Below are 22,821 nucleotides of genomic sequence, written 5' to 3' on the forward strand. Positions count from 1 at the left end.
ACACCTTGGCGTTTCGAGGCAGAATTATAGTTAGGCCGTTTCTGCCGGATTTGGCGATGGGCCACAATCCGGTTTCTTTGCTCAATGCGACGTGCAGGCTTATCCTCGCGTCATTGCGAGTGCAGCGAAACAATCCAGAGTCCGCGCCGCGGAAATAGCCTGAATTGCTTCGCTGCGCTCGCAATGACGAAGCAAGAAGAAAAGGGAGGATTCAAACGATGTTTGAAACAGGTCTACTCAGGAACAAGCGCATCCTCGTCACCGGTGGCGGCTCGGGCCTCGGCGCCCCAATGGGGCGCCGCTTCCTCGCACTCGGCGCCGAGCTCGTCATCTGCGGCCGCAAGCTCGACCGGCTTGACGCAACCGCAGCCGAGATGCGCGCAGAGACCGGAGGCAAGGTCACGACCATCGCCTGTGACGTCCGCGACGGCGCCGCCGTCGACAGCATGATGGATGCGATCTGGCGCGAGGCGCCGCTCGACATTCTCGTCAACAATGCTGCCGCGACCTTCATCGCACAGAGCGAGCATCTGTCGTTCCGTGCGGCGGATGCGATCCTGGCGCCGACGCTGCATGGCGCGATGTATTGCACGCTCGCCGCCGGGGGGCGCTGGATCGATGGCAAGCATCGTGGCGTCGTGCTCTCGATCCTCTCGACCTCGACCATCACCGGCCGAGCCTTCACCGTTCCGTCCGCGATGGCGAAGTCGGCGGTGCTGGCGATGACAAAAAGTCTCGCGGTGGAGTGGGGACCGAAGGGCATCCGCACCGTCGCGATCGCGCCAGGGCCGTTCCCGACCGCCGGCGCATCGGGGCAGCTTCGCCCGGAGGGCCGTGATGAAGGCTGGACCGCGCGCAATCCGCTTGGACGCACCGGCGAGCATACGGAGCTTGCCGATCTCGCCAGCTTCCTGATCTCGGATCGTGCCGGCTACATCAATGGCGAGATGGTGGTGATCGACGGCGGCGCGCATTTGCGCAGTTCCGGCGCTGAGGATTTGTTGCGCTGGACCGACGCGCAGTGGGCCGAGCAGCGTGCCGTACGCGCCAAGAACTAGCCAAGAACTAGCCAAGAGCTAGTCGAGATCTAGCTGCGCCGTCCCGCTAACTGCCTTCCCAAATTGGACTTTCCCGGTTATCCCTGCTCGGGGACAAAACCCGGCCGGGCCATCTTCCAGTCACAATATTGAGGGAACCACTCCAGCATGTGGCGGGCGCTATTTTTGGCTTCGATAACTGGTGTGGCGGCGTGGGGAATCGGCGATTCCGCGCGCGCGCAGACGCCGCAACCGGCGCCGAAGGCCGCGGCAAAACCGGCCGCTCCGGCCGCGAAGACGGCGGCAAAGCCGGAGAGCAAACCGGTGGCCGTTCCCGCGGCGGTTGCTGGCGGAGCTGATCCGACCCTGATCGGCCAGTTCGGCACCTGGGGCGCGTATTCGGCGACACCCAACGGCAAGAAGGTCTGCTTTGCTCTGGCCAAGCCCTCCTCGTCCAAGACCAACCCGCCGAACCGCCCGCGTGATCCCGCCTATGCCTTCGTCTCGACCCGGCCGGCGGAGAAGGTCAATAACGAAGTCTCGGTGATGATCGGCTACGCCCTGAAACCGGGCTCGGAATCCTCGGTCGAGGTCGGCGGCGCCGCCTTCGCGATGTACACCCAAGGTGACGGCCTCTGGATCAAGAATGCGGCCGAGGAGGAGCGAATGGTCGAAGCCATGCGCAAATCCGCCGATCTCGTGGTCAGGGGCGTCTCGGCCAAGGGGACGGAGACGACCGACACGTTCTCGCTGAAGGGCCTCGCCCAGGCGCTGGATCGGATTTCGCAGGACTGCAGGCGCTAAGCCCGGAGGCTTAAGCCGTTAGGGCTAAGCAACAGCCACGGTCGCAATCGGCGGTTCCGGTTGCTATATAGGGGCGGTTCCAGATTTTCTGTCGTCATGGCCACGCCGTCCTTCCAGCGGCTATGCCCGGGCATGACGAGTTTAGACACGAGTGACACCAGGCCATTCAATGCAACCGACGACCGAGCCGCATAACGCAACATTGGTGGAGAAGACTCCACTCGAAGTCTATGTACCGCCGGCCAAGCCGTCGCTCATAGGCCTGTCGCGCAACGAACTCGCGGATCGGCTCGGCGAGATCGGGGTCGCGCCTGCACAGCGCAAGATGCGCGTGCAGCAGCTGTGGCACTGGATGTATTTCCGCGGCGCCCAGAGCTTCGACGATATGACCTCGGTCTCGAAGGGCATTCGCGCTGAACTCGCCCAGCATTTCACCGTCGACCGGCCCGAAGTCGTGGCGGAGCAGATCTCCAACGACGGCACCCGCAAATGGCTGCTTCGGTTGCCGAGCGGTGACAATGTCGAGCGTGCCCATGAAGTCGAGTGCGTCTACATCCCCGAGACCGATCGCGGCACGCTGTGCGTCTCCTCGCAGGTCGGCTGCACCTTGAATTGCTCGTTCTGTCATACCGGCACGCAGCGCCTGGTGCGCAACCTGACCGCCGGCGAGATCGTCGGCCAGGTGATGGTCGCGCGCGATCGCCTGAACGATTGGGCCGATCGCGAGGACGGCACGCGCCGTGTCACCAACATCGTGATGATGGGCATGGGCGAGCCGCTCTACAATTTCGACGCGGTGCGCGATGCGCTTCTGATCGTCGGCGACAATGAAGGCATCGGCATCTCCCGCCGCCGCATCACGCTGTCGACCTCGGGCGTGGTGCCGAACATCGTGCGTGCCGGCGACGAGATCGGCGTCATGCTCGCGATCTCCTTGCATGCCGTGCGCGACGAGCTGCGTAACGAGCTGGTGCCGCTCAACCGCAAATATCCGATCAAGGAACTGCTGCAGGCCTGCCGTGACTATCCCGGCGCGTCGAATGCGCGCCGCATCACCTTCGAATATGTGATGCTCAAGGGCGTCAACGATTCCCTCGACGATGCAAAATTGCTGGTGAAGATGCTCAAGGGCATCCACGCAAAAATCAATTTGATCCCGTTCAATCCCTGGCCCGGCACGGCCTATGAATGCTCGGATTGGGACCAGATCGAAAAATTCTCCGAATACATCTTCAACGCCGGCTATTCCTCGCCGGTGCGCACCCCGCGCGGCCGCGACATCCTCGCCGCCTGCGGTCAGCTCAAGTCGGAAACCGAAAAGCTTTCGGCCCGTGAACGCCAAGCGCTGCGCGCCATGGCGATGACGGATTAGCTAGCTATGTGCGCGCTCTCGCAGCTTCGTCATTGCGAGGAGCGTAGCGACGAAACAATCCAGACTGCTTCTGTGGAAGCATCTCTGGATTGCGTCGCTGCGCTCGCAATGACGGCAATGGTGGCTTTTCCGTCATGGCACTGATCGGCCGCCTCGTCGTCATCTTCATCGGCTTTCTCGCCGCCTGTTTCGTCGGCGGCATGATCGTTGTTGGTGCGCTGCTGTTTCCGGAGTTCTCTGACCTCGGTGCCGGTCCCGTCGATCAGGGCACGATCGATATTCTGCTGGGCTTCGGCTTCATCTTCGTCTCGGGCTTTGCTTTGGTTCCGGCGGCGGTGATCGTCGCGATCACCGAAGCACTCTATATCCGCAGTGCGCTCGCCTATGCCGTCTGCGGCGGCGTGGTTGGGCTCGCCTGCTATCTCGGCCTTGTTCCCTTCCACTCCGACACGTTGCAATTCGAAGGCATCGTGCGGCGCCATCTCGAGATCATGACCGGCGCGGGCATTGTCGCAGGCGTCGCCTACTGGCTGATCGCCGGCCGCAATGCCGGCGCCTGGCGCCAGCCGGCGCCCCCGCTCCAGCCGCCTCCGCCGCTACCGTTGAATTCAAGGCCGGACGCGCGGTGAACCGCGCCCGATTCCGGGGTTTTCATCCTCGCTTCCCTCCGCTAAACCGCGCGCCATGAACCGTACCGGACTCTTTATCGCCCTGGCGCTGTGGCTCGTGATCGGCGTCGTCTTCGGCCTCTATCCCGAACTCGATCTCAAGCTCGCCTCGCTGTTCTTCGATCCCGACAGCAAGACCTTTCCGCTCAAGCTGAACGTCTATGCCGGCGTCGCGCGCGATGCGGCAATGTGGATTTCGTGGGCGCTCGCGCTGCCCTCGCTGGTGGCGCTCGTGGTCAAGACGTTCCGGCCGGACCGGCCGCTGATGGTGTCCGGACGCGCGATCATCTTCCTGCTGGTGACACTGACGCTCTCGGCGGGCGTGCTCACCAATCTCACCTTCAAAACCTATTGGGGCCGTCCGCGCCCGGTGGTGGTGACACAGTTCGCCGGCGACCAGCAATTCGTGCCGTGGTGGGACCCGCGCGGTGACTGCGCGCGCAACTGCTCGTTCTTCTCCGGCGAGGGCGCGACCGCATTCTGGACGCTGGCGCCGGCCGCGCTGGCGCCGCCGGCGTGGCGGCCGTTCGCCTATGCCGGGGCCGTCGTCTTCGGCATCGTGACCAGCGGACTTCGGATGTCCTTCGGCGGCCACTTCTTCACGGATGTCTCGATCGCCGGTCTCGTCAGTTTCCTCGTCATCTGGCTGGCCTACGCCATGATTTACCGCTGGCCGCGGACGCGGTTCTCGGATCGCGCCGTCGACGCCGCTCTGACCCGGCTGGCCTGGCCGGGCTACCAGCTCCGGCTGCGCCTGCTCGGCGGCAAGAGGGACCCGGAGCCGTCGGTTTGAGCCATTAAACGCGTGCTCCGGACGCCAAAATTTGATATTCGCGCGGTCAAACCACAGCCGCCATCAGCCCTTTGACACCCGATTGGAAGCCCCATGACCACGATCCTGAAAAGCCTGCCCAAGGGTGAGAAAGTCGGTATCGCGTTTTCGGGCGGTCTCGACACCAGTGCGGCGCTGCTCTGGATGAAGCAGAAGGGCGCGCGCTGCTACGCCTATACCGCCAATCTCGGCCAGCCCGATGAAGCCGACTACAACGAGATCCCGCGCAAGGCGATGGAGTTCGGTGCCGAGAAAGCGCTGCTCGTCGATTGCCGCACGCAACTCGTCCACGAAGGTATCGCCGCGATCCAGTCGGGTGCCTTCCACATCTCGACCGGCGGCATCACCTATTTCAATACCACGCCGCTCGGGCGCGCGGTGACCGGCACGATGCTGGTCGCTGCGATGAAGGAGGACGGCGTCAACATCTGGGGCGACGGCTCGACCTTCAAGGGCAACGACATCGAGCGCTTCTACCGCTACGGCCTGCTCACCAATCCGGGCCTGCGCATCTACAAGCCCTGGCTCGACCAGCAGTTCATCGATGAGCTCGGCGGCCGCGCCGAAATGTCGGCGTTCATGACCGCCCAGGGCTTTGCCTACAAGATGAGCGCCGAGAAGGCGTACTCCACCGACAGCAATCTGCTCGGTGCCACGCACGAGGCCAAGGATCTCGAAAGCCTCGACAGCGGCATCAAGATCGTCAACCCGATCATGGGCGTGCCGTTCTGGCGCGACGACTGCAACGTCAAGGCCGAGAAGGTCGTCGTGCGCTTCGAGGAAGGCCAGCCCACGGCGTTGAACGGCCAGACCTTCGCCGATCCCGTCGCGCTGTTCCTCGAAGCCAACGCCATCGGCGGCCGCCATGGCCTGGGCATGAGCGACCAGATCGAGAACCGCATCATCGAGGCCAAGAGCCGCGGCATCTATGAAGCGCCCGGCATGGCGCTCTTGCACATCGCCTATGAGCGCCTCGTCACCGGCATCCACAACGAGGACACCATCGAGCAGTACCGCATCAGCGGCATGCGTCTCGGCCGTCTGCTCTACCAGGGCCGCTGGTTCGATTCGCAGGCGCTGATGCTGCGCGAGACAGCGCAGCGCTGGGTCGCGCGCGCCGTCACCGGTGAGGTCACGCTCGAGCTGCGCCGCGGCAACGACTATTCGCTTCTCAACACCGAGAGCCCGAACCTCACCTATGCACCGGAGCGGCTCAGCATGGAGAAGGTCGAGGACGCCGCCTTCTCGCCGGCCGACCGCATTGGTCAATTGACGATGCGCAATCTCGACATCGCCGACACACGCACGAAGCTGAAGCTCTACACGGACACAGGCTTGCTGTCGGGCAGCGAAGGTTCGCAGATCTTCCGGCTGGAGAACGACAAGGGTTAGCGGTAGCCAGCGACTGTCGTCTCATTCGTCATTGTGAGCGAAGCGAAGCAATCCAGAATCCTTCGGCGGTGACAGTCTGGATTGCTTCGTCGCTTCGCTCCTCGCAATGACGAAAACAAAAATGGCCGGGATCGCTCCCGGCCATTTTGCATGTGTGGACCTCGCCTCAGCGCGGCGGCGTGATGCCGGGCGGGGGCGGCGGCAGCGAGGCCTGCCCGCCGTTGAGCAGCGGCGTGATGCGGCGAACGGTGACGCGCCGGTTGATCCGGCTCGGGCCGTCCGTCTGCTCCTTCAGATACTGCTTGCCGTAGCCCTGCGACGTCAGGTTCTCCGCCGGCACACCGAACTGCTGGGTCAGCAATTCAGCCGCGGACTGCGCACGGCGGTCCGACAGCGACAGATTGTCGACGTCGTTGCCGGTCGCGTCGGTGTGTCCCTCGATCAGGAACACCTCGCGCGGGTTGCGCTGGATCGCGCGGTTGAGGCCGTCGGCGATCGCCTGCAGCCGCGCCGCCTGGTCCGGCGGGATGGTCCACGATCCTGACTCGAAATTGATCGTGTTGACGTCGATGCTCGGCATCTGCATGCGAACATTGGGGCTGTAGCGGATCTCGTCGAGTGAATAGCGCCGGTCGATCCGTTGGACCGGCGGTGCCTCCATGGTCTCGTAGATCACGTCCGGCGACGCATCCGCGGAGTCGACGATGTAGCGATCATAGGGAATGCTGACGACCGGCGGCGGCACGTCGACATAGAAGCCGCCGACCGACCGCGGATCGCGGTAGCTGTTGTCGATGATGACGATCTCGCGCCCGCCGGGGTCCCTGCGGATTCGGCGCAGCAGCGAACCGTCCGCGCCGACCACGGTGATCACCTCGCTGCCGTCGGGACGGATCACGACGGTGCGGGTCTCCCCGCCGATAGTTTCGGAGCGGATGTCGCGGGCGCCGTAGCGGAAGCGATAGAGATCATTGCCGCGGACGTATTCCTGCCCGCCCGGATCGCGGATGATGATGCGGTCAGGCTCGGTGTAGACGGTGCGGCCGCCTTCGACGACCTCCTGTCGCTGGTTGCGGTAGTCGGCGATGGTCGCACCGATCACGGCGCCGGCCACCACGCCTGCGCCGATCGCGAGCGGAGTCAGGTCACGCTGCTGAGGGCGCGGCGGTGGCGGAAGCGGCGTGGTGGTCGTGGGCGCGGCGCGGAAGACCGAAGTGACTGTCGGCGGAGCGTTCTGCGCCCTGTTGGCCGGTACCGTGGCCGCTGCAGAACCAGGGACGACAGATGGCGCCGCGGCGCCGGCGGGAGGCGCGGGTGGTCGGGCCGGGACGCCCACCTGCGGAGATGCAGGCGGTGTGCCTGCAGGAGGTGATCCGGCAGCCGCGGGCGCGCCAGCGGGCGGCGTGCCGGGGGCCGGTGTTGCTCCCTGGCGGCCGGGCGGAGGCGTCATCGCGCCACCTGGAGCCGGCGTGGCCGTCGGGGCCGGGGTTATGCCTGGAGCTGGCGCCCCTGCAGCCGGCGGAGCGCCGGGACGGCCGGTCGGCGTGGTGCCAGGCGCTGGCGTCGCGGACGGTGCCGGTGTGGCTGTCGGGGCAGCAGGCGTCGCCGGGCGAGCTGCCGGCGCAACGGGTGTCGGAGCGGGCGTTGCCGTTGGGGCTGGCGTCGCCGTCGGGAGAGGTCGGGCCGCAGGGGCCGCTGACGGAGGCGCAGCCGCGGGCGGCGGAGGCGCCGGCGGGGTGGCAGGACGTGCGGGTGCCGCGGTCGGCGGGGGAGGCGGTGTCGGTGCGTGTTGTTGTGGAGCCGCGGCCGGAGGCGGCGTCGGTGCTTTGGGCGCAGCAGGCGGCGGCGGGGGCGGCGGAGGCGCCTGATGCGTCGCGGGCGGCGGGGCTGGTGGAGGCGGCGGCGTTGGGCGCACCGGCGCGGCAGCCGGCGGGGGTGCTGCGGGCGGATGCGGCGGTGCAGCCGTCGGCGGCGGTGCGGTCGGGTGTGCGGGAGCCGCGGGCGGCGGAGGCGGCGCTGCCGGGCGTGCGGCGGGCGGCGGAGCTTTTGGCGCTTCCTTCGGAGGCTGCTTCGGTTTTCCGTCAGGGCCCAATTCTGGCTGGGCCTGTGCAAGCACGATCGGCGGTGCGCCTTGCGCATGCGATGCGGAGCTTGCGAATTGCATCGCGGTCAGAGTCGTCGTGGCGAGCAGCACGAAACGTAGGTTGGTCATGGTGGTGAACTTCCCCGGAAGGTTCTTTGACGAAGTGTTGGGATGAACAGCTACGCGTTGGGCCGCATTGTGGCGGGCAAAGAGGTCGCGGCCCGATTTATTTCTGCACGCAAATCACGTCACTCTAGCAACGTTCATTGCGCATTCAGACGCTGGTTGCAATCGCCTCACATGTGATGCTTCGCCTCTGATGCGACCCTGCGACGAATTGGCATCCGTTGCGGGATTTGGCGTGAGCGGTCCGCTCGGTCCGCGCGATGGAATCTCTTCAGGCATGTGGCCCGGCAATTCATCAGGCCGAGGTGATTCGCCGGGCTCGCGCACCGGCGGCGCGATTTCAGGCTGCGGATTGCCCGGCGGAATTGCGGGCGGGGGCTCGGTCGGCGTGCCGGGTGTCGACGGCGGTATCTCGGGCGGTTCGATCGGCATCGGCATCATCGAATCAGTTGTCCAGCGATCGACAACGATGATGCTGCGCCGATGTTCCTTGTCGCGTCGTCCTATTCGGGCGCGTGGCAGACGGCCTCGATGTTGTGGCCGTCGGGATCGCGCACGAACGCGCCGTAGTAGTTCGCATGATAATGCGCGCGGATGCCGGGCGGCCCGTTGTCGCGGCCGCCTGCCGCGATCGCCGCCTTGTAGAAGGCATCGACCGTGGCGCGGTCCTTAGCCACAATCGCGACATGCACGGGCTTGTTCATCGCGCCCTCGCCGCCGATCCAGAAGTCCGGCTTGCCGTCGGCGCCGAAGCCTGCGGCCGGATCGTGGCCGGTCTGCTGAGCCGTGACCTCCATGATCAGGCTGTAGCCGAGCGGCGCTAGTGCCTTGGCGTAGAACGCCTTCGCGCGCTCGTAGTCGGAAACGGAGAAACCCAAATGGTCGATCATCGCAACCTCCGTTGTTCGTCATCGGCGTGACAGGAACGTATTGCTCCGCGTCTTGCGCGCAATCGTAAAGCCGCGCGCGACCATGTCAGCAATACAATCGTCCCGCCATTCGTTTTGTGACAGATGCTCGATCACGACCGCGCGCGGCCACAGCGATTGCGGCGCGTCGCGGAAGAAGCCGATCAGCACGCGGTCCTCAAAGCCTTCGACGTCGATCTTGAGCGAATCGACCTCGGTGACGCCGGCCTCGTCGAGAATGCGCGTCAGCCGCAGCGACGGCACCTTGATCGCCTCGGCGCTGGCCGTGCCGGTGACGACGTGCGTCGCACCGAGATTGCCGCCGCCGCTCTCGATCATCAGCTCGCCGTCGCTGTCGCCGGCGGCAGCCTGCACCAGGCGCACCTGCGTCGCTTTCGATGCGGTGTGATTGAAGGTGAGTCGTCCAAACGTCATCGGATGCGGCTCGATCGCGATCACCTTGCCGGTGGGACCGACCTGCCGCGCCATCACCAGCGCAAAGGTACCGACATTGGCGCCGACATCGACGAACACGCCGCCCGCCTTTGTGTGCTGGCGCAGGAAGTCGAGCTCGTCGAGATTGTAGTCGGGATTGAACAGCGCGCCGCGCTCGGTGGCGCTCCCCTGGTGATAGAAGCGGAACGAGGCGCCCTGATACTGCACGTCGACCGGGCCGCGACGCAGCAGATTGACCAGCCGCGACATCCATGGACGGAATGCGCCGCGCTTCAGCCTAGAGCGTTGTGCAAGACGAATGATCGCGGCCTGCGCCGCAGTCGGCGCAAACGCGCCGAATGGCGCGGACGAAGGGGCGTTGTCTGGCGTCAAGCAGGCGGTCCTCGTTGCAAGCGGCGCATGCATAGCCGGTTTTGCCGGGGACTCCAATCTCAGTGTCGTTCCGGCTGAGGCCGGGACGGCGAGGAGAGAGACAACGAGCCTCACGCCGCCTTTTTGGCGACCGGCTTGCGCTGGCGCAGGAAGCGGCCGAGCAGCTTGCGTTTACCCTTGCGCGGGATCAGGTCGATGTCGCTGACGAGTTTGGCGCCGCCCTTGCGGCGTTCCAGCACGATCTTGCGGCTGTGGAACGCTTCCAGCTCGACGCGGTGGGCGACACTGACGATGGTCGCCTTCGGCAGCTCGTCGGTGACCATCTTCATCATCTCGTCCTGGCTCTTCTCGTCGAGCGCCGAGGTCGCTTCATCGAGCACGACGATGTCGGGGTTGTGCAGCAGCAGCCGCGCGAAGGCGAGGCGCTGCTTCTCGCCGCCGGACAGCGTCTGGTCCCACGGCCCGTCTTCCTCGATCTTCTCCTTGAGATGATCGAGCCCGACCTTGTGCAGGGCCTCCCCGATCTCCTCGACAGTCCAGTCATCCTCGGCGCCGGGGTAGGCGACGGCGCGGCGCAAGCTGCCGGAGGGCACGTAGGGCCGCTGCGGCAGCATGAACAGACGGCGGTCGGGATGGAAATTAACGCTGCCGCCGCCCCAGGGCCACAGCCCCGCAATGGCGCGCACCAGCGTGCTCTTGCCGGTGCCGGATTCGCCGGCGACAAGCAGCCGCTCGCCGGGCGCGACCACCACCTCGGTCTCGCCGACGACCGCGGTGCCGTCGTCGAGCGTGACGGAGAGGTCATTCAGCTCCAGCATCGCGTCGTTACTGGTCTCGCCGCGCTTGATGCGGCCGAGGCCGTCGCCCTGCTCGGCGCGCTCGAGGCCATCGAGCGACATCATCAGCGAGGCGATGCGGCGCGCGCAGGCGTTCCAGTCGGCCAACCGCGGATAATTGTCGACCAGCCAGCCGAACGCGCTCTGCACGATGGTGAAGGCGGAAGCCGCCTGCATCACCTGACCGAGCGTCATGCTGCCGTCGAGGAATTTTGGCGCGCACAACAGCAGCGGCACGACCGGCGCAACCAGGCTCGAGCCCTGCGACACCAGCGTCGTGCGCATGTGCTGCCCGGCGAGCCGCGCCCATTGCCGCAGCACGCTGGTGAAATTGCGATCGATGCCGCCGCGTTCCTCGCCCTCGCCGCCGAGCAGCGCGATGCTTTCGCCGTTCTCGCGCACGCGCGTCAGCGTGTAGCGGAAATCGGCCTCGGCCTGGTTCTTGTCCTCGGAGACCTGCACGAAGCGCCGGCCGATCACCAGGATCGAGCCCGAGGCGATTCCCGCATAGAGCACTGCGGCGATCACAAGGAAGCCGGGAATGGTGATCACCGAGCTGCCGAGCGTGACCGTGAGCGCGCCGCCGATGGTCCAGAGCACGACGATGAAGGTCGCCGCCGACAGCAGCGCCGAAGTCACGCCGGCCAGGAAGTCGACCGGCGAGTCCGTCGCAACGCGCAAGTCCTCGGCGATCCGGTATTCCGGATTCTTGTGGTCGCCGCCGACTAGGTTGAGCTGGTAATAGCGGCCGTTCTTGAGCCAGCGCGTCAACACGCTTGCGGTGAGCCATGCACGCCAGCGTCGCTGGATGCCCATGCGGGCGAACACCTGCGCGACGCCGAGCACGATGCTGCCGATCGCGAGCGGGAAGAATACCGCGGAGAGATGGAAGACGCTCGCGGCATCGCGCTTCTCGATTGCATCGAAGATCGCGCGATTCCAAACATTGATGCCGTATTGGAAACCGACCGTGAGAACGATCAGCATACCGAGGCCGATCGAGTAGGCCCACGCGAGCCGGTCTCCATTGCGGGCCCAGAAGCCACGCGCGCTGATCCAGAAACGGGTGAGGAGATAATCCTTGCGCGCCTGCTCGGCCTCTTCAGCCGACAGCTCATGATCGGGCTCGACCAGCTCGGGCGGCGGCGGCGCGACGTCCTCGCCATTCTCGCCGGTGATCTCGACAATGGGCGGCTTCTTGCCCTGCTGCTTATCCTGTTCGCGCTTTCTGGCCCGTTTTTGCATGGCCGGATAACGCAAAAGAAATCAAACGGTTCCCGCGAGTTCCGGCGCGAATCACTCGGCAGCGCCGTCGCGCACCCGCCGCAGCCGCGCGGCCTGATGCAGCACGCGCGACAGCTCGTCGATGGAGTAGGGCTTTTGCACGAGCTCGAAGCCGTGGCTGCCGTCCTGTGATAGCGCCTGGCTGTAGCCTGTGGTCAGCACGACCGGCACGCCGATGCTGCGATCGCGGATTGCCTGCGCGAGATCGAGCCCGGTCATCCCCGGCATGACGACGTCGGAGAACACGACGTCGAATCGATCTGCGTCGACGACCATCTCGGCGAGCGCGTCGGTGGCATTGTCGACCAGCGTGACGCTGTAGCCGAGTTCGGTGAGACCATCGGCTGCGAAATTGCCGAGCTCGATATTGTCCTCCACCACCAGCACGGACATGCCGCTGCCGGCGACAGCCGGCGCCGTGGTCGGCGCCTGGCTCCGCGACAACAGATCCGCCGGCACCCGCGGCAGATAGAGCGAGAAGGTGCTGCCCTGGCCGACTTCGCTTGTCACCGTTACCTCGCCGCCAGATTGCCGGGCGAAGCCGAACACTTGCGACAGGCCGAGGCCGGTGCCCTGGCCGACCTGCTTGGTGGTGAAGAACGGTTCGAAGATGCGGCCAATTCGGGCCGCGGGAATGCCGATTCCGGTATCGCAGACGGCGACGCAGACAAATCCAGGATTTTCCAAAGTCTGGCTGCCCACAAGATGCGCGAGCGTGTCCGGAACATTCGTCGCCGCCTGCACCGTGAAGACGATCCTTCCCTTGCCCTGCATGGCGTCGCGCGCGTTGGTTGCCATGTTGATCAGCGCCGTCTCGAACTGGCTGGCATCGGCATTGACGAGGCACGGCTCGGTCGGCAGCCGCATGACGATCTCGATGGCCGGTCCGAGCAGCGTGGCCAGCATGTCGCGCAGCGATTGCACGCGATCGCCGATACTGAACACTTCGGGCTTCAGGGTCTGGCGCCGCGCAAAGGCCAGCAACTGCGAGGTCAGCTTGGCCGCGCGCGCGACCGCATCCGCGATCGCGGTGATATAGCGCTGTCGCCGCTCCTCGCTCAGTTGCGGCCGGTTCAACAGGTCGACGGAGGCGCGGATCACGGTCAGGAGGTTGTTGAAGTCGTGCGCGACGCCGCCGGTCAGTTGTCCCAACGCCTCCATGCGCTGGCTGTGCTTGAGCGCCTCCTCGGCCTCGCGCCGCCTTGCAGCCTCCGTCTGGAGATGCTGGGTGCGCCGGAACGCGAAGGCCACCAGGACGAACAGCAGCGCGGTCGCGGGAACGCCGAACACCAGATGCTGGCTCATGGTAGCGAGCCAGCGTGCGCGGATCGCCGAGGTCTCGAGCCCCGCACTGACATAGATCGGATATTCGGCGACGCGCTTGTAGCCAATGCGCCGCTCGATCCCATCGGACGGCCAGGCGACGGTCATGAGCCCATGATCGGAATGGGCCGCGATGTTCCGGCCGACCGGGCCGTTCGGATCGAGCCGGAGCTCATGATCGAGCCGCGGGAAATGTGCCAGCAGCATGCCGTCGGTGCGTCCCATCGCGAAGAAGCTGCCGGGATCTGAGCCGATCCTGGCGTAAAAGCTCTCGAAATATTCCGGCAGGACGGATGCCTGGATCACACCGGCGAAGCTGCCGTCGTCGGAGTCGCGGCGGCGGCTGACGCCGAAGAAGCGCGCACCCTGATAGGGCGGGCGCGGCGTCAGCAAGGCGCCGATGAAGGTGCCGATGGTCTGGTCGACATGGGCATAGAAGTAATCGCGGTCCGCAAAGCTCAGATCCTGCGGCGGCGAGACGAGGCTGTTGACCAGCGATTTTCCGTTCGCATCGAAGATCCAGGCCGATTTGAGCTGCGGCAGCGCGTCGCTCAGCTGCTTCAGGCGCCGGTGCAGCGCAGGTTCGCGTGACCGGATGATGTCGTCGGGAAGGCCGCGCACCACCTCGTTGAGCTCGGCGAGGCTGCGGTCGATGGTCTCGAACACCTTGAGCGCATGCTCATGCGCAACGTCGAGCGTGCGCTCGATCTCACGGTCGGCGATATCGTGCGTCGAATTGTAGGAGATCGTGGAGGCGATCGCGAACAGCGCAATCGGCAACGCCAGGGATGCAGCCATCATCCACTGCAAAAGTCTCAGCGAATTGCGTTGCGCACCCTGCACAGTCGCTCCGGTTCCAGACCGCGAGCTTACTTGAGTTTCGCGCCGGGACGGAAGCGGCTTATGGCGTGAACCGGGGGTTGTATTCTGTCGATTCGCGCGTGACGCGGGATGTGGTGAATTTTACTGAAATTCGTGCCGGCCGTAGAATGCCCCGGCCGTTCGGGCCGGGGGTCGCAGCATGAACGACGCCTAGATCTGCCGCTCGACCATCTTGAGCTTGAGCTCGGCGATGGCTTCCGCCGGGTTGAGGCCCTTCGGGCAGGCCTTGGCGCAGTTCATGATGGTGTGGCAGCGATACAGCCGGAACGGATCCTCGAGATTGTCGAGTCGCTCGCCGGTCGCCTCGTCGCGGGAGTCGGAGACCCAGCGATTGGCCTGGAGCAGGGCGGCGGGGCCGAGATAGCGGTCGCTGTTCCACCAATAGCTCGGGCACGAGGTCGAGCAGCAGGCGCAGAGGATGCACTCGTAGAGGCCGTCGAGCTTCTCGCGGTCCTCGTGGCTCTGGCGCCATTCCTTCTGCGGCGTCGGCGAGGTCGTCTTCAGCCACGGCTCGACGGAGGCATATTGCGCATAGAAATTGGTGAGGTCGGGAACGAGGTCCTTCACCACCGGCTGATGCGGCAGCGGGTTGATCTTCACCGCGCCGTCCTTCACGTCGTGCATCGAGCGGGTGCAGGCCAGCGTGTTCTGGCCGTCGATGTTCATCGCGCAGGAGCCGCAGACGCCTTCGCGGCAGGAGCGGCGGAAGGTCAGCGACGGATCGATGTGGTTCTTGATCCAGATCAGGCCGTCCAGCACCATCGGACCGCAATCATGGGTGTCGACGTAGTAGGTGTCGACGCTCGGATTCTTGCCGTCGTCCGGGTTCCAGCGATAGACGCGGAATTCGCGAACTTCGGTCGCGCCCGCGGGCTTCGGCCAGGTCTTGCCACCGGTGATCTTGGAGTTCTTCGGAAGTGCGAATTCAACCATTCGATTAAGGCCTTCGCTGTTCGCTCAGTACACGCGCGCTTTGGGCGGGATGTACTGCACGTCGTTGGTCATGGTGTAGTCGTGGACGGGACGGTACTCGATCTTGACCTTGCCGGAATCCTCCAGCCAGGCCAGCGTGTGCTTCATCCAGTTCTGGTCGTCGCGCGCGGAAAAGTCCTCGCGGGCATGGGCGCCGCGGCTCTCGGTGCGGTTGGCGGCGGAGTCCATCGTCACCACGGCCTGCGAGATCAGATTGTCGAACTCGAGCGTCTCGATCAGGTCGGAATTCCACACCAGCGAGCGGTCGGACACGGCGATGTCGGTGATGCCGCTGTGGACCTTCTCGATCAGGTTCTGGCCTTCGCTCAGGATATCGCCGGTGCGGAACACCGCGCAATTGTTCTGCATCACATGCTGCATGCCTTCGCGCAGCTTCGCGGTCGGCGTGCCGCCGGAGGCGTAGCGGTAATGGTCGAGGCGGCCGAGCGCGAGGTCGGACGAGTTTGCCGGCAGCTCCGGCTGGCTGGCATTGGGCGTGAGCTTTTCGGCCAGCCGCAGCGCGGCGGCGCGGCCGAACACGACGAGGTCGATCAGCGAGTTGGAGCCGAGGCGGTTGGCGCCGTGCACGGAGACGCAGGCGGCTTCGCCGATCGCCATCAGGCCGGGAATGATGGCGTTGTCGTCGCCGTCCTTCTTGGTCAGCACTTCGCCGTGATAGTTCGTCGGGATGCCGCCCATGTTGTAGTGCACGGTCGGCACGATCGGGATCGGCTCGCGCGTCACGTCGACATTGGCGAAGATCTTTGCGGATTCCGAGATGCCCGGCAGGCGCTCGGCCAGCACCGCGGGATCGAGATGATCGAGATGAAGGAAGATGTGGTCCTTCTTCTTGCCGACGCCGCGGCCTTCGCGGATCTCGATGGTCATCGCGCGCGAGACGACGTCGCGCGAGGCGAGGTCCTTCGCCGACGGCGCATAACGCTCCATGAAGCGCTCGCCCTCGGAGTTGACGAGATAGCCGCCTTCGCCGCGTGCGCCTTCAGTGACGAGACAGCCCGAGCCGTAGATGCCGGTCGGGTGGAACTGCACGAACTCCATATCCTGCATCGGAAGGCCGGCGCGCAGCACCATGCCGCCGCCGTCACCAGTGCAGGTATGCGCCGAGGTGCAGGAGGCGTAGGCGCGGCCGTAGCCGCCGGTCGCAAGGATCACGGTCTGGGCACGGAAGCGATGCAGCGTGCCGTCGTCGAGCTTGAGCGCGATGACGCCGCGGCAGGTGCCCTGGTCGTCCATGATCAGGTCGATGGCGAAGAACTCGATGAAGAACTCGGCCGCGTGACGCAACGACTGACCGTACATCGTGTGCAGCATGGCATGGCCGGTGCGGTCGGCGGCGGCGCAGGTGCGCTGCGCCTGGCCCTTGCCGTAGTCCAAGGTCATGCCGCCGAACGGGCGCTGGTAGATCTTGCCGTCCTCGGTGCGCGAGAACGGCACGCCCCAATGCTCGAGCTCGTAGACGGCCTCGGGCGCGTTGCGCACCATGTATTCGATCGCGTCCTGGTCGCCGAGCCAGTCCGACCCCTTCACGGTGTCGTACATGTGCCAGCGCCAGTCGTCCTTGTGCATGTTGCCGAGCGAAGCCGAGATGCCGCCCTGGGCCGCGACCGTATGCGAGCGGGTCGGAAACACCTTGGTGATGCAGGCGGTGCGGAGACCCGCTTCGCTGCAGCCGACTACGGCGCGTAGGCCCGCGCCGCCGGCGCCGACCACGACGACGTCGTAGGTGTGGTCTTCGATCGGATAGGCTTTGCCGTTGGTAGCGGGAGCGCTGTTGCCCTTGCCATTCGTCTCTGTGGCCATGGGTTACACTCCGGATGAAAGTTGGAGAAGCGCGTAGATCGAGGCGAGCGCAACCGCGGCCGCGAAGAAATTGTTGAGCATGATTGAAGCGAGCTTCAGCTTCTCGTTGTGGACGTAATCCTCGATCACGACCTGCATGCCGATCTTCATGTGCCAGGCGCTGGCGACGATGAAGAGCAGTATGATGATGGCGACCGGCAGCGAGCCGAGGATCTGCTTGGCGCCGGCCTGATTGCTGCCGTTCAGCATCATGATGATCACCAGCGCCGGGATCATCAGTAGCGTCATCGCCACCGCCGTAAGGCGCTGGCGCCAGAAGTCGGAGGTGCCGGAATGGGCGGCGCCGAGATTGCGGACACGGCCGAGCGGGGTGCGCATGCTGCGCTTCGGCGTCTCGGCTGTGCTCATCGTCCACCTCCGATCGCGTAGGCGATGATCCAGATCAGCACCGTCAGGACGATGCCGCCGATCAGCGCGCCCCAGGTCAGGGCCTCGCGTTCATTGGCCTTGAAGCCGTAGCCGAGGTCCCACACGAAGTGCCGGATGCCGCTCAGCATATGGTGCATCAGAGCCCAGGTGTAGCCGAACACGATCAGGCGGCCGATGATGCTGCCGGTGAAGGCCTGCAGATGGGCGTAGGCGGCGGGGCCCGAAGCCGCCGCAACCAGCCACCAGACCAGCAGCAGGGTTCCGACATAGAGGGCAATACCGGTGGCACGGTGGACGATGGACAGCGCCATCGTCAGCGTCCAGCGGTAGACTTGCATGTGTGGGGAAAGAGGTCGTTCGATCCGTGCGGTCATGGGCTTTTGATGTTGATGGCGGCCCAGCAGGGGGCACGCGGGGATCGCGAAAGGTCGGCTCTATTTACGGAGTCGATTTGGCCTGCGCAATCACCAAATCGCCATAAATCGAACCGGCGTTCAGCACTACGGCGTTGATGCAACAAGCCAATCAGGGGCTTGGTATACCAGAGTGTCCGTCTGCCAATGAAGAAAAGAATATAAATTCATCCTTTCGAGAGGCAGTCGAGGCGCATTGAAATCACTATTGGAACGCCCATAAGCCGTCGCTTGTCGTCCAGGGTTCGAACCAGTCAGTTCATGACGCTCAAGCCCGCACGGCCGGCGAACCAACCTCCAACTATTTCCGTCACACGCACTGATTTCCCGCCTGACGGTGGATATGCGCAACCTGCATCCCACCCCCGACGGGAGGCACAGTGTGTCGACCGGACAAATCAGATCGCCTACAGGTTCGCGCAGCCAAATCCGAGCGCATGTCTCGGAGGCATTGCGACCAGTCGCCGGGGCAGGTCAGGGGTGATTGCAGGACTTGACATCAAGGAGCTGGTCGAACTCGCGCTGCTACTGATCGCAGTTGGTGCGCTGTCCGGATTTTTGGCCGGCGTGTTCGGCATTGGCGGCGGCGCGATTCTCGTGCCGGTGTTCTACGAATGCTTCCGCATCGCCGGCGTGCCGCTCGAGGTGCGGATGCCGCTCTGCGTCGGCACGTCGCTCGCAGTGATCATCCCGACCTCGATCCGTTCGTTCCAGGCGCACTACAAGCGCGGCGCTGTCGACATGTCGATCCTGCGCGTCTGGTGGCTGCCAATCCTGATCGGCGTCGTCGTCGGCAGCGTGGTCGCGCGCTACGCACCGGAGCGCTTGTTCAAGATCGTGTTCGTCTGCGTCGCTTACTCGGCCGCCATACGGCTGATCTTCGCGCGCGACGCCTGGAAACTTGGCGACGATCTGCCGAAGGGCCCGTTGATGCGCGCCTACGGCTTCTGCGTCGGCATCCTGTCGACCTTGATGGGCATCGGGGGCGGGCTGTTCTCGAACCTGCTGATGACGTTCTACGGCCGTCCTATCCATCAGGCGGTCGCGACCTCGTCGGCGCTCGCCGTGCTGATCTCGATCCCCGGCGCGCTCGGCTACATCTATGCCGGCTGGCCTGCGGCGGCGAGCTATCCCACCGTAGCCGCTCTGCAAATACCGTTCGCGCTCGGTTACGTCTCGCTGATCGGTGCCGTGCTGGTGATGCCGATGAGCCTCGTGACTGCGCCGCTCGGCGTGAGAGCCGCGCATGCGATGTCGAAGCGGACACTGGAGATGGCGTTCGGGTGCTATCTGTTTATCGTCGGCAGCCGGTTTGCGATGAGCTTGGCGGGCGGGCAGTAAGCGCGACACCCTCCGTCATTGCGAGCGCAGCGAAGCAATCCAGAATCTTTCCGCGGCGGCAGTCTGGATTGCTTCGTCGCATCAGCGCAAAATTGCTTTGCAATTTTGTCGCGAGCTCCTCGCAATGACGGGGTTGAGAGCTGCGAACAAAAGCCCCCTCACTTCTTCGCGAAAATATCCTTGTACGTATCCCGCAGCACGTTCTTCTGTACCTTACCCATGGTGTTGCGCGGCAGTTCGTCGACGACGAAGACGCGCTTGGGCATCTTGAATTTGGCCAGCCGGCCGTCGAGCGCCTTCAGCACCGAGGTCTCGCTGATCTCCGCGCCTTTGTTGCAGACCAGCACCGCAGTGACGCCTTCGCCGAAATCGGCATGGGGCACGCCGATCACGGCGGATTCGATCACGCCCGTCATGGCGTCGATCTCGCTCTCGATTTCCTTGGGGTAGACGTTGAAGCCGCCGGAGATCACGAGATCTTTGCCGCGGCCGAGAATGTGGACGTAGCCCTTGGCGTCGATCTTGCCGAGGTCGCCGGTGATGAAGAAGCCATCGGGACGGAATTCCGCCTTGGTCTTCTCCGGCATGCGCCAATAGCCTTTGAAGACGTTGGGGCCTTTGACCTCGATCATGCCGATCTCGTCGCGCGGCAACTCCTTGGCCGTCGCAGGGTCGGTGACACGCACGGAGACGCCGGGGAGGGGAAAGCCGACTGCGCCGGGCACACGCTCGCCGTCATACGGGTTCGACGTGTTCATGTTGGTCTCGGTCATGCCGTAGCGCTCGAGCACCGCGTGGCCGGTGCGCGCCGACCATTCGCGATGGGTTTCGGCCAGCAGCGGCGCCGAACCCGAAATGAACAGCCGCATATGCTTCGTGGTCTCGCGCGACAGCGCGGAATTTTGCAGGAGCCGCGTATAGAACGTCGGCACGCCCATCAGCACGGTGGCGCGCGCCATCAGCTTGATGATGAGGTCCGGATCGAGCTTCGGCAGGAAGATCATCGACGCTCGCGCAAACAACGTCACGTTGGTCGCCACGAACAGGCCGTGGGTATGGTAGATCGGCAGCGCGTGGATCAGCACGTCCTTGTCGGTGAAGCGCCAGTAGCCGACCAGGCTCAGCGAGTTCGACGCCAGATTGTCGTGGGTGAGCATCGCTCCCTTGGAGCGCCCGGTGGTGCCGGAGGTGTAGAGGATCGCGGCGAGATCGTCGTTCGCCCGCGGAACGGTGGTGAACTCGCTGCTCGCCTTGTCGGCGGCGTCCGTCAGCGAGCCCTTGCCGTCAGGCCCAAGCGTCTCGACCTTGGCCTTCACCTTGGCGGCGATCGCAGTGAGCCCTTCCGCCTTGGAGGGGTCGCAGACCACCAGTGACGGCTCGGCATCGCCGATGAAATAATCGAGCTCGTTCAGCGTATAGGCGGTGTTGAGCGGCAGATAGACCGCGCCGGCGCGGACCGTGCCGAGATAGAGCACGATATTGGCGACGGACTTTTCCACCTGCACCGCGACGCGGTCACCGGGCTTGACGCCGCGCGCGACCAGCACATTCGCCATTTGCCCGGCCCGCGCGATCAATTCGCCATAGCTGATATGGGCGCCGTCCTGGGTCTCGATCGCGAGGCGCTTGGGATCGTCCAGGCCGTCGAACAGGCGGGAAAACAAATTGGCGTTGGCAGCTTGGTTCATGCAAGATTTCCTCGACCGCAAGGCTTGTAAGACAAGGCCGGTCAAAACCGAGGGCTGGATTAGCAAAAACCGCCCCGAAGAAGCAACGGAGACAGTTGGCATGACCAAAAACGGGAAACGCGTGGCCTGGGTCACGGGCGGCGGCAGCGGGATCGGGGAGGCCGGCGCCGAGGCGCTCGCGGCCGACGGCTGGATAGTCGTGGTCTCGGGCCGCCGCAAGGACGCCCTGGAGACCGTGGTTGCGAAGATCACCAAGGCGGGCGGGGTCGGCGAGGCCATCGCGCTGGACGTGGCGGTCGCAGCTGACGCCCAGAAGGCGGCCGATCACATCGTCGCGAAGCATGGCCGCATCGACCTGCTCGTGAACAATGCCGGTATCAATGTCCCCAAGCGGAGCTGGAAGGACATGGAACTGGAGGGCTGGGACAAGCTGGTCCAGGTCAATCTCAACGGCGTACTCTATTGCATGCGCGCGGTATTGCCGACGATGCGCAAGCAGCAGGACGGCTCGATCATCAACGTCTCGTCCTGGGCCGGCCGTCACGTCTCGAAGATGCCGGGCCCGGCCTACACCACCACCAAACATGCGGTGCTGGCGCTGACCCATTCCTTCAACATGGACGAATGCGTCAACGGCCTGCGTGCCTGCTGCCTGATGCCGGGCGAGGTGGCGACCCCCATCCTGAAGCTGCGCCCGGTGGTGCCAAGCGAGGAAGAGCAAGCCAGGATGCTGCAATCCGAAGATCTCGGCCGCACGATTGCGTTCATCGCAAGCATGCCGCCCCGCGTCTGCATCAACGAGCTCCTGATCAGCCCGACGCATAATCGCGGGTTCATCCAGACGCCGTTGAGCAGGGACTAGAAGGCAGTCCCTCGTTCCCTCGTCATTGCGAGCGAAGCGAAGCAATCCAGAAATGTATCCGCAGTGGCAGTCTGGATTGCTTCGTCGCTTCGCTCCCCGCGATGACGGTGCGGATGCACCCCACGAAGCACCCCACACATAGTTTCACGCATCACGATAAATTATTGTTCGAAACCGCTTCGCAGACCGTCCCGTAGTTCGGACCAACGACGCGCTACTGCCTCACGTCAAACTGTCGCAGCCGCCGTTGTTGGCCCAACGCAAAATCCGGCGATCGCCGGTCACAATCATCGGGAGTTTCTCCATGTCGAAGCGCATTGCCTATCTCACTGCCGCAGCCTTCAGCGCGCTGGCCATCACCGCGACCGTCGTCGCGCCCGCCCGCGCCGAGGAAAAGACCGTCATGGTTGGCGGCGCCGCGATGTTCCCCTCGAAGAACATCGTCCAGAACGCCGTCAACTCGAAGGACCACACCACGCTGGTGGCGGCGGTGAAGGCGGCCGGCCTGGTGCCGACGCTGGAAGGCAAGGGCCCGTTCACGGTGTTCGCGCCGACCAACGCCGCCTTCGGCAAGCTGCCGGCCGGCACCGTTGACACCCTGGTCAAGCCCGAGAACAAGGCGACCCTGACCAAGATCCTCACCTACCATGTCGTGGCCGGCAAGCTCGAGGCCTCCGACCTGACCGACGGCAAGAAGCTCAAGACCGTCGAGGGTGAAGAGCTGACCATCAAGAAGCAGGACGGCAAGGTCTGGATCGTCGATGCCAAGGGCGGCACCTCGATGGTGACGATTTCCAACGTCAACCAGTCGAACGGCGTCATCCATGTGGTCGACACCGTGCTGATGCCGGCGACCTAACACCGCGCACCCCTGTTTAGTCCCCCTCAGCAGGGATGAACGGCAAGGCGAGTCGGGGGTA

At 64.7% G+C, this 22,821-nt stretch carries 19 protein-coding genes and 1 pseudogene; 9 read left to right on the forward strand and 11 right to left on the reverse strand.

The genetic code is table 11. The annotated features are described in order from the left end of the window. Nucleotides 1-218 precede the first annotated feature (218 nt). The 6 genes from ACPPVR_RS01870 (at nt 219) to argG (ending at nt 6,105) form a co-directional block, all read left to right on the forward strand. Nucleotides 219-1,058: an SDR family oxidoreductase gene (locus ACPPVR_RS01870; protein WP_426612598.1), complete on the forward strand. Its 840-nt coding sequence runs from the start codon at nt 219-221 to the stop codon at nt 1,056-1,058. A gap of 147 nt (nt 1,059-1,205) precedes the next feature. Further along, on the forward strand, nt 1,206-1,841 hold the full coding sequence (locus ACPPVR_RS01875; protein ID WP_426612599.1) for an invasion associated locus B family protein: 636 nt from the start codon (nt 1,206-1,208) through the stop codon (nt 1,839-1,841). A gap of 169 nt (nt 1,842-2,010) precedes the next feature. Continuing rightward, on the forward strand, nt 2,011-3,213 hold the full coding sequence (gene rlmN, locus ACPPVR_RS01880) for a 23S rRNA (adenine(2503)-C(2))-methyltransferase RlmN (protein ID WP_426612600.1): 1,203 nt from the start codon (nt 2,011-2,013) through the stop codon (nt 3,211-3,213). A 134-nt stretch (nt 3,214-3,347) separates the two neighbouring features. After that, the gene (locus tag ACPPVR_RS01885; protein ID WP_426612601.1) at nt 3,348-3,842 is read left to right on the forward strand and encodes a hypothetical protein; all 495 of its coding nucleotides are present in this window, start codon (nt 3,348-3,350) and stop codon (nt 3,840-3,842) included. Between the two features lie 55 nt (nt 3,843-3,897). Continuing rightward, a complete protein-coding gene (locus ACPPVR_RS01890; protein WP_426612602.1) occupies nt 3,898-4,674 on the forward strand; it encodes a phosphatase PAP2 family protein in 777 nt (258 codons plus the stop codon). 93 nt (nt 4,675-4,767) lie between these two features. Further along, the gene (argG, locus tag ACPPVR_RS01895; RefSeq protein ID WP_426612603.1) at nt 4,768-6,105 is read left to right on the forward strand and encodes an argininosuccinate synthase; all 1,338 of its coding nucleotides are present in this window, start codon (nt 4,768-4,770) and stop codon (nt 6,103-6,105) included. Nucleotides 6,106-6,271: 166 nt separating this feature from the next. Here argG and ACPPVR_RS01900 read toward each other — a convergent pair whose 3' ends face one another. The 10 genes and pseudogenes from ACPPVR_RS01900 to sdhC all read right to left on the reverse strand — a co-directional run bounded on the left by ACPPVR_RS01900 (nt 6,272) and on the right by sdhC (nt 17,971). Beyond that, nucleotides 6,272-8,317, reverse strand: coding sequence for an OmpA family protein (locus ACPPVR_RS01900; protein WP_426612604.1), 2,046 nt, complete (start codon nt 8,315-8,317; stop codon nt 6,272-6,274). Between the two features lie 192 nt (nt 8,318-8,509). Then, nucleotides 8,510-8,746, reverse strand: a pseudogene (locus tag ACPPVR_RS01905) (hypothetical protein); the annotation flags it as partial. Between the two features lie 71 nt (nt 8,747-8,817). Next, nucleotides 8,818-9,204, reverse strand: a complete 387-nt coding sequence (locus ACPPVR_RS01910) for a VOC family protein (RefSeq protein ID WP_426612605.1) — start codon at nt 9,202-9,204, stop codon at nt 8,818-8,820. A gap of 18 nt (nt 9,205-9,222) precedes the next feature. Beyond that, the gene (locus ACPPVR_RS01915) at nt 9,223-10,050 is read right to left on the reverse strand and encodes an FkbM family methyltransferase (RefSeq protein ID WP_426612606.1); all 828 of its coding nucleotides are present in this window, start codon (nt 10,048-10,050) and stop codon (nt 9,223-9,225) included. 110 nt (nt 10,051-10,160) lie between these two features. Continuing rightward, nucleotides 10,161-12,131: an ABC transporter ATP-binding protein/permease gene (locus tag ACPPVR_RS01920; protein WP_426612607.1), complete on the reverse strand. Its 1,971-nt coding sequence runs from the start codon at nt 12,129-12,131 to the stop codon at nt 10,161-10,163. Nucleotides 12,132-12,182: 51 nt separating this feature from the next. Continuing rightward, nucleotides 12,183-14,336, reverse strand: coding sequence for an ATP-binding protein (locus ACPPVR_RS01925; RefSeq protein WP_426612608.1), 2,154 nt, complete (start codon nt 14,334-14,336; stop codon nt 12,183-12,185). Nucleotides 14,337-14,525: 189 nt separating this feature from the next. After that, nucleotides 14,526-15,308 (reverse strand): succinate dehydrogenase iron-sulfur subunit, encoded by a 783-nt coding sequence (locus tag ACPPVR_RS01930; RefSeq protein ID WP_426612609.1) that lies wholly within the window; start codon nt 15,306-15,308, stop codon nt 14,526-14,528. Nucleotides 15,309-15,332: 24 nt separating this feature from the next. Then, on the reverse strand, nt 15,333-17,168 hold the full coding sequence (sdhA, locus tag ACPPVR_RS01935; RefSeq protein ID WP_426612610.1) for a succinate dehydrogenase flavoprotein subunit: 1,836 nt from the start codon (nt 17,166-17,168) through the stop codon (nt 15,333-15,335). 3 nt (nt 17,169-17,171) lie between these two features. After that, entirely contained in the window at nt 17,172-17,576 is a 405-nt protein-coding gene (sdhD, locus tag ACPPVR_RS01940) for a succinate dehydrogenase, hydrophobic membrane anchor protein (RefSeq protein ID WP_426612611.1), read from the reverse strand. Continuing rightward, nucleotides 17,573-17,971, reverse strand: coding sequence for a succinate dehydrogenase, cytochrome b556 subunit (sdhC, locus tag ACPPVR_RS01945; protein ID WP_426612612.1), 399 nt, complete (start codon nt 17,969-17,971; stop codon nt 17,573-17,575). Before sdhC ends, sdhD begins: the two co-directional genes overlap by 4 nt. Before the next feature lie 519 nt (nt 17,972-18,490). Here sdhC and ACPPVR_RS01950 point away from each other — a divergent pair. After that, entirely contained in the window at nt 18,491-19,351 is an 861-nt protein-coding gene (locus tag ACPPVR_RS01950; RefSeq protein WP_426612613.1) for a sulfite exporter TauE/SafE family protein, read from the forward strand. A gap of 158 nt (nt 19,352-19,509) precedes the next feature. Here ACPPVR_RS01950 and ACPPVR_RS01955 read toward each other — a convergent pair whose 3' ends face one another. Continuing rightward, nucleotides 19,510-21,039, reverse strand: a complete 1,530-nt coding sequence (locus ACPPVR_RS01955; RefSeq protein ID WP_426612614.1) for a malonate--CoA ligase — start codon at nt 21,037-21,039, stop codon at nt 19,510-19,512. Nucleotides 21,040-21,139: 100 nt separating this feature from the next. On the opposite strand from ACPPVR_RS01955, the gene ACPPVR_RS01960 reads away from it, so the two are divergent. Both ACPPVR_RS01960 and ACPPVR_RS01965 read left to right on the forward strand, forming a co-directional pair. Then, nucleotides 21,140-21,901, forward strand: a complete 762-nt coding sequence (locus ACPPVR_RS01960) for an SDR family oxidoreductase (protein WP_426612615.1) — start codon at nt 21,140-21,142, stop codon at nt 21,899-21,901. Nucleotides 21,902-22,205: 304 nt separating this feature from the next. Further along, a complete protein-coding gene (locus tag ACPPVR_RS01965; protein ID WP_426612616.1) occupies nt 22,206-22,760 on the forward strand; it encodes a fasciclin domain-containing protein in 555 nt (184 codons plus the stop codon). The last annotated feature ends 61 nt before the right edge of the window (nt 22,761-22,821 follow it).

The sequence above is a fragment of the Bradyrhizobium sp. McL0616 genome (assembly GCF_049993385.1).
Classification (GTDB): Bacteria; Pseudomonadota; Alphaproteobacteria; order Rhizobiales; family Xanthobacteraceae; genus Bradyrhizobium.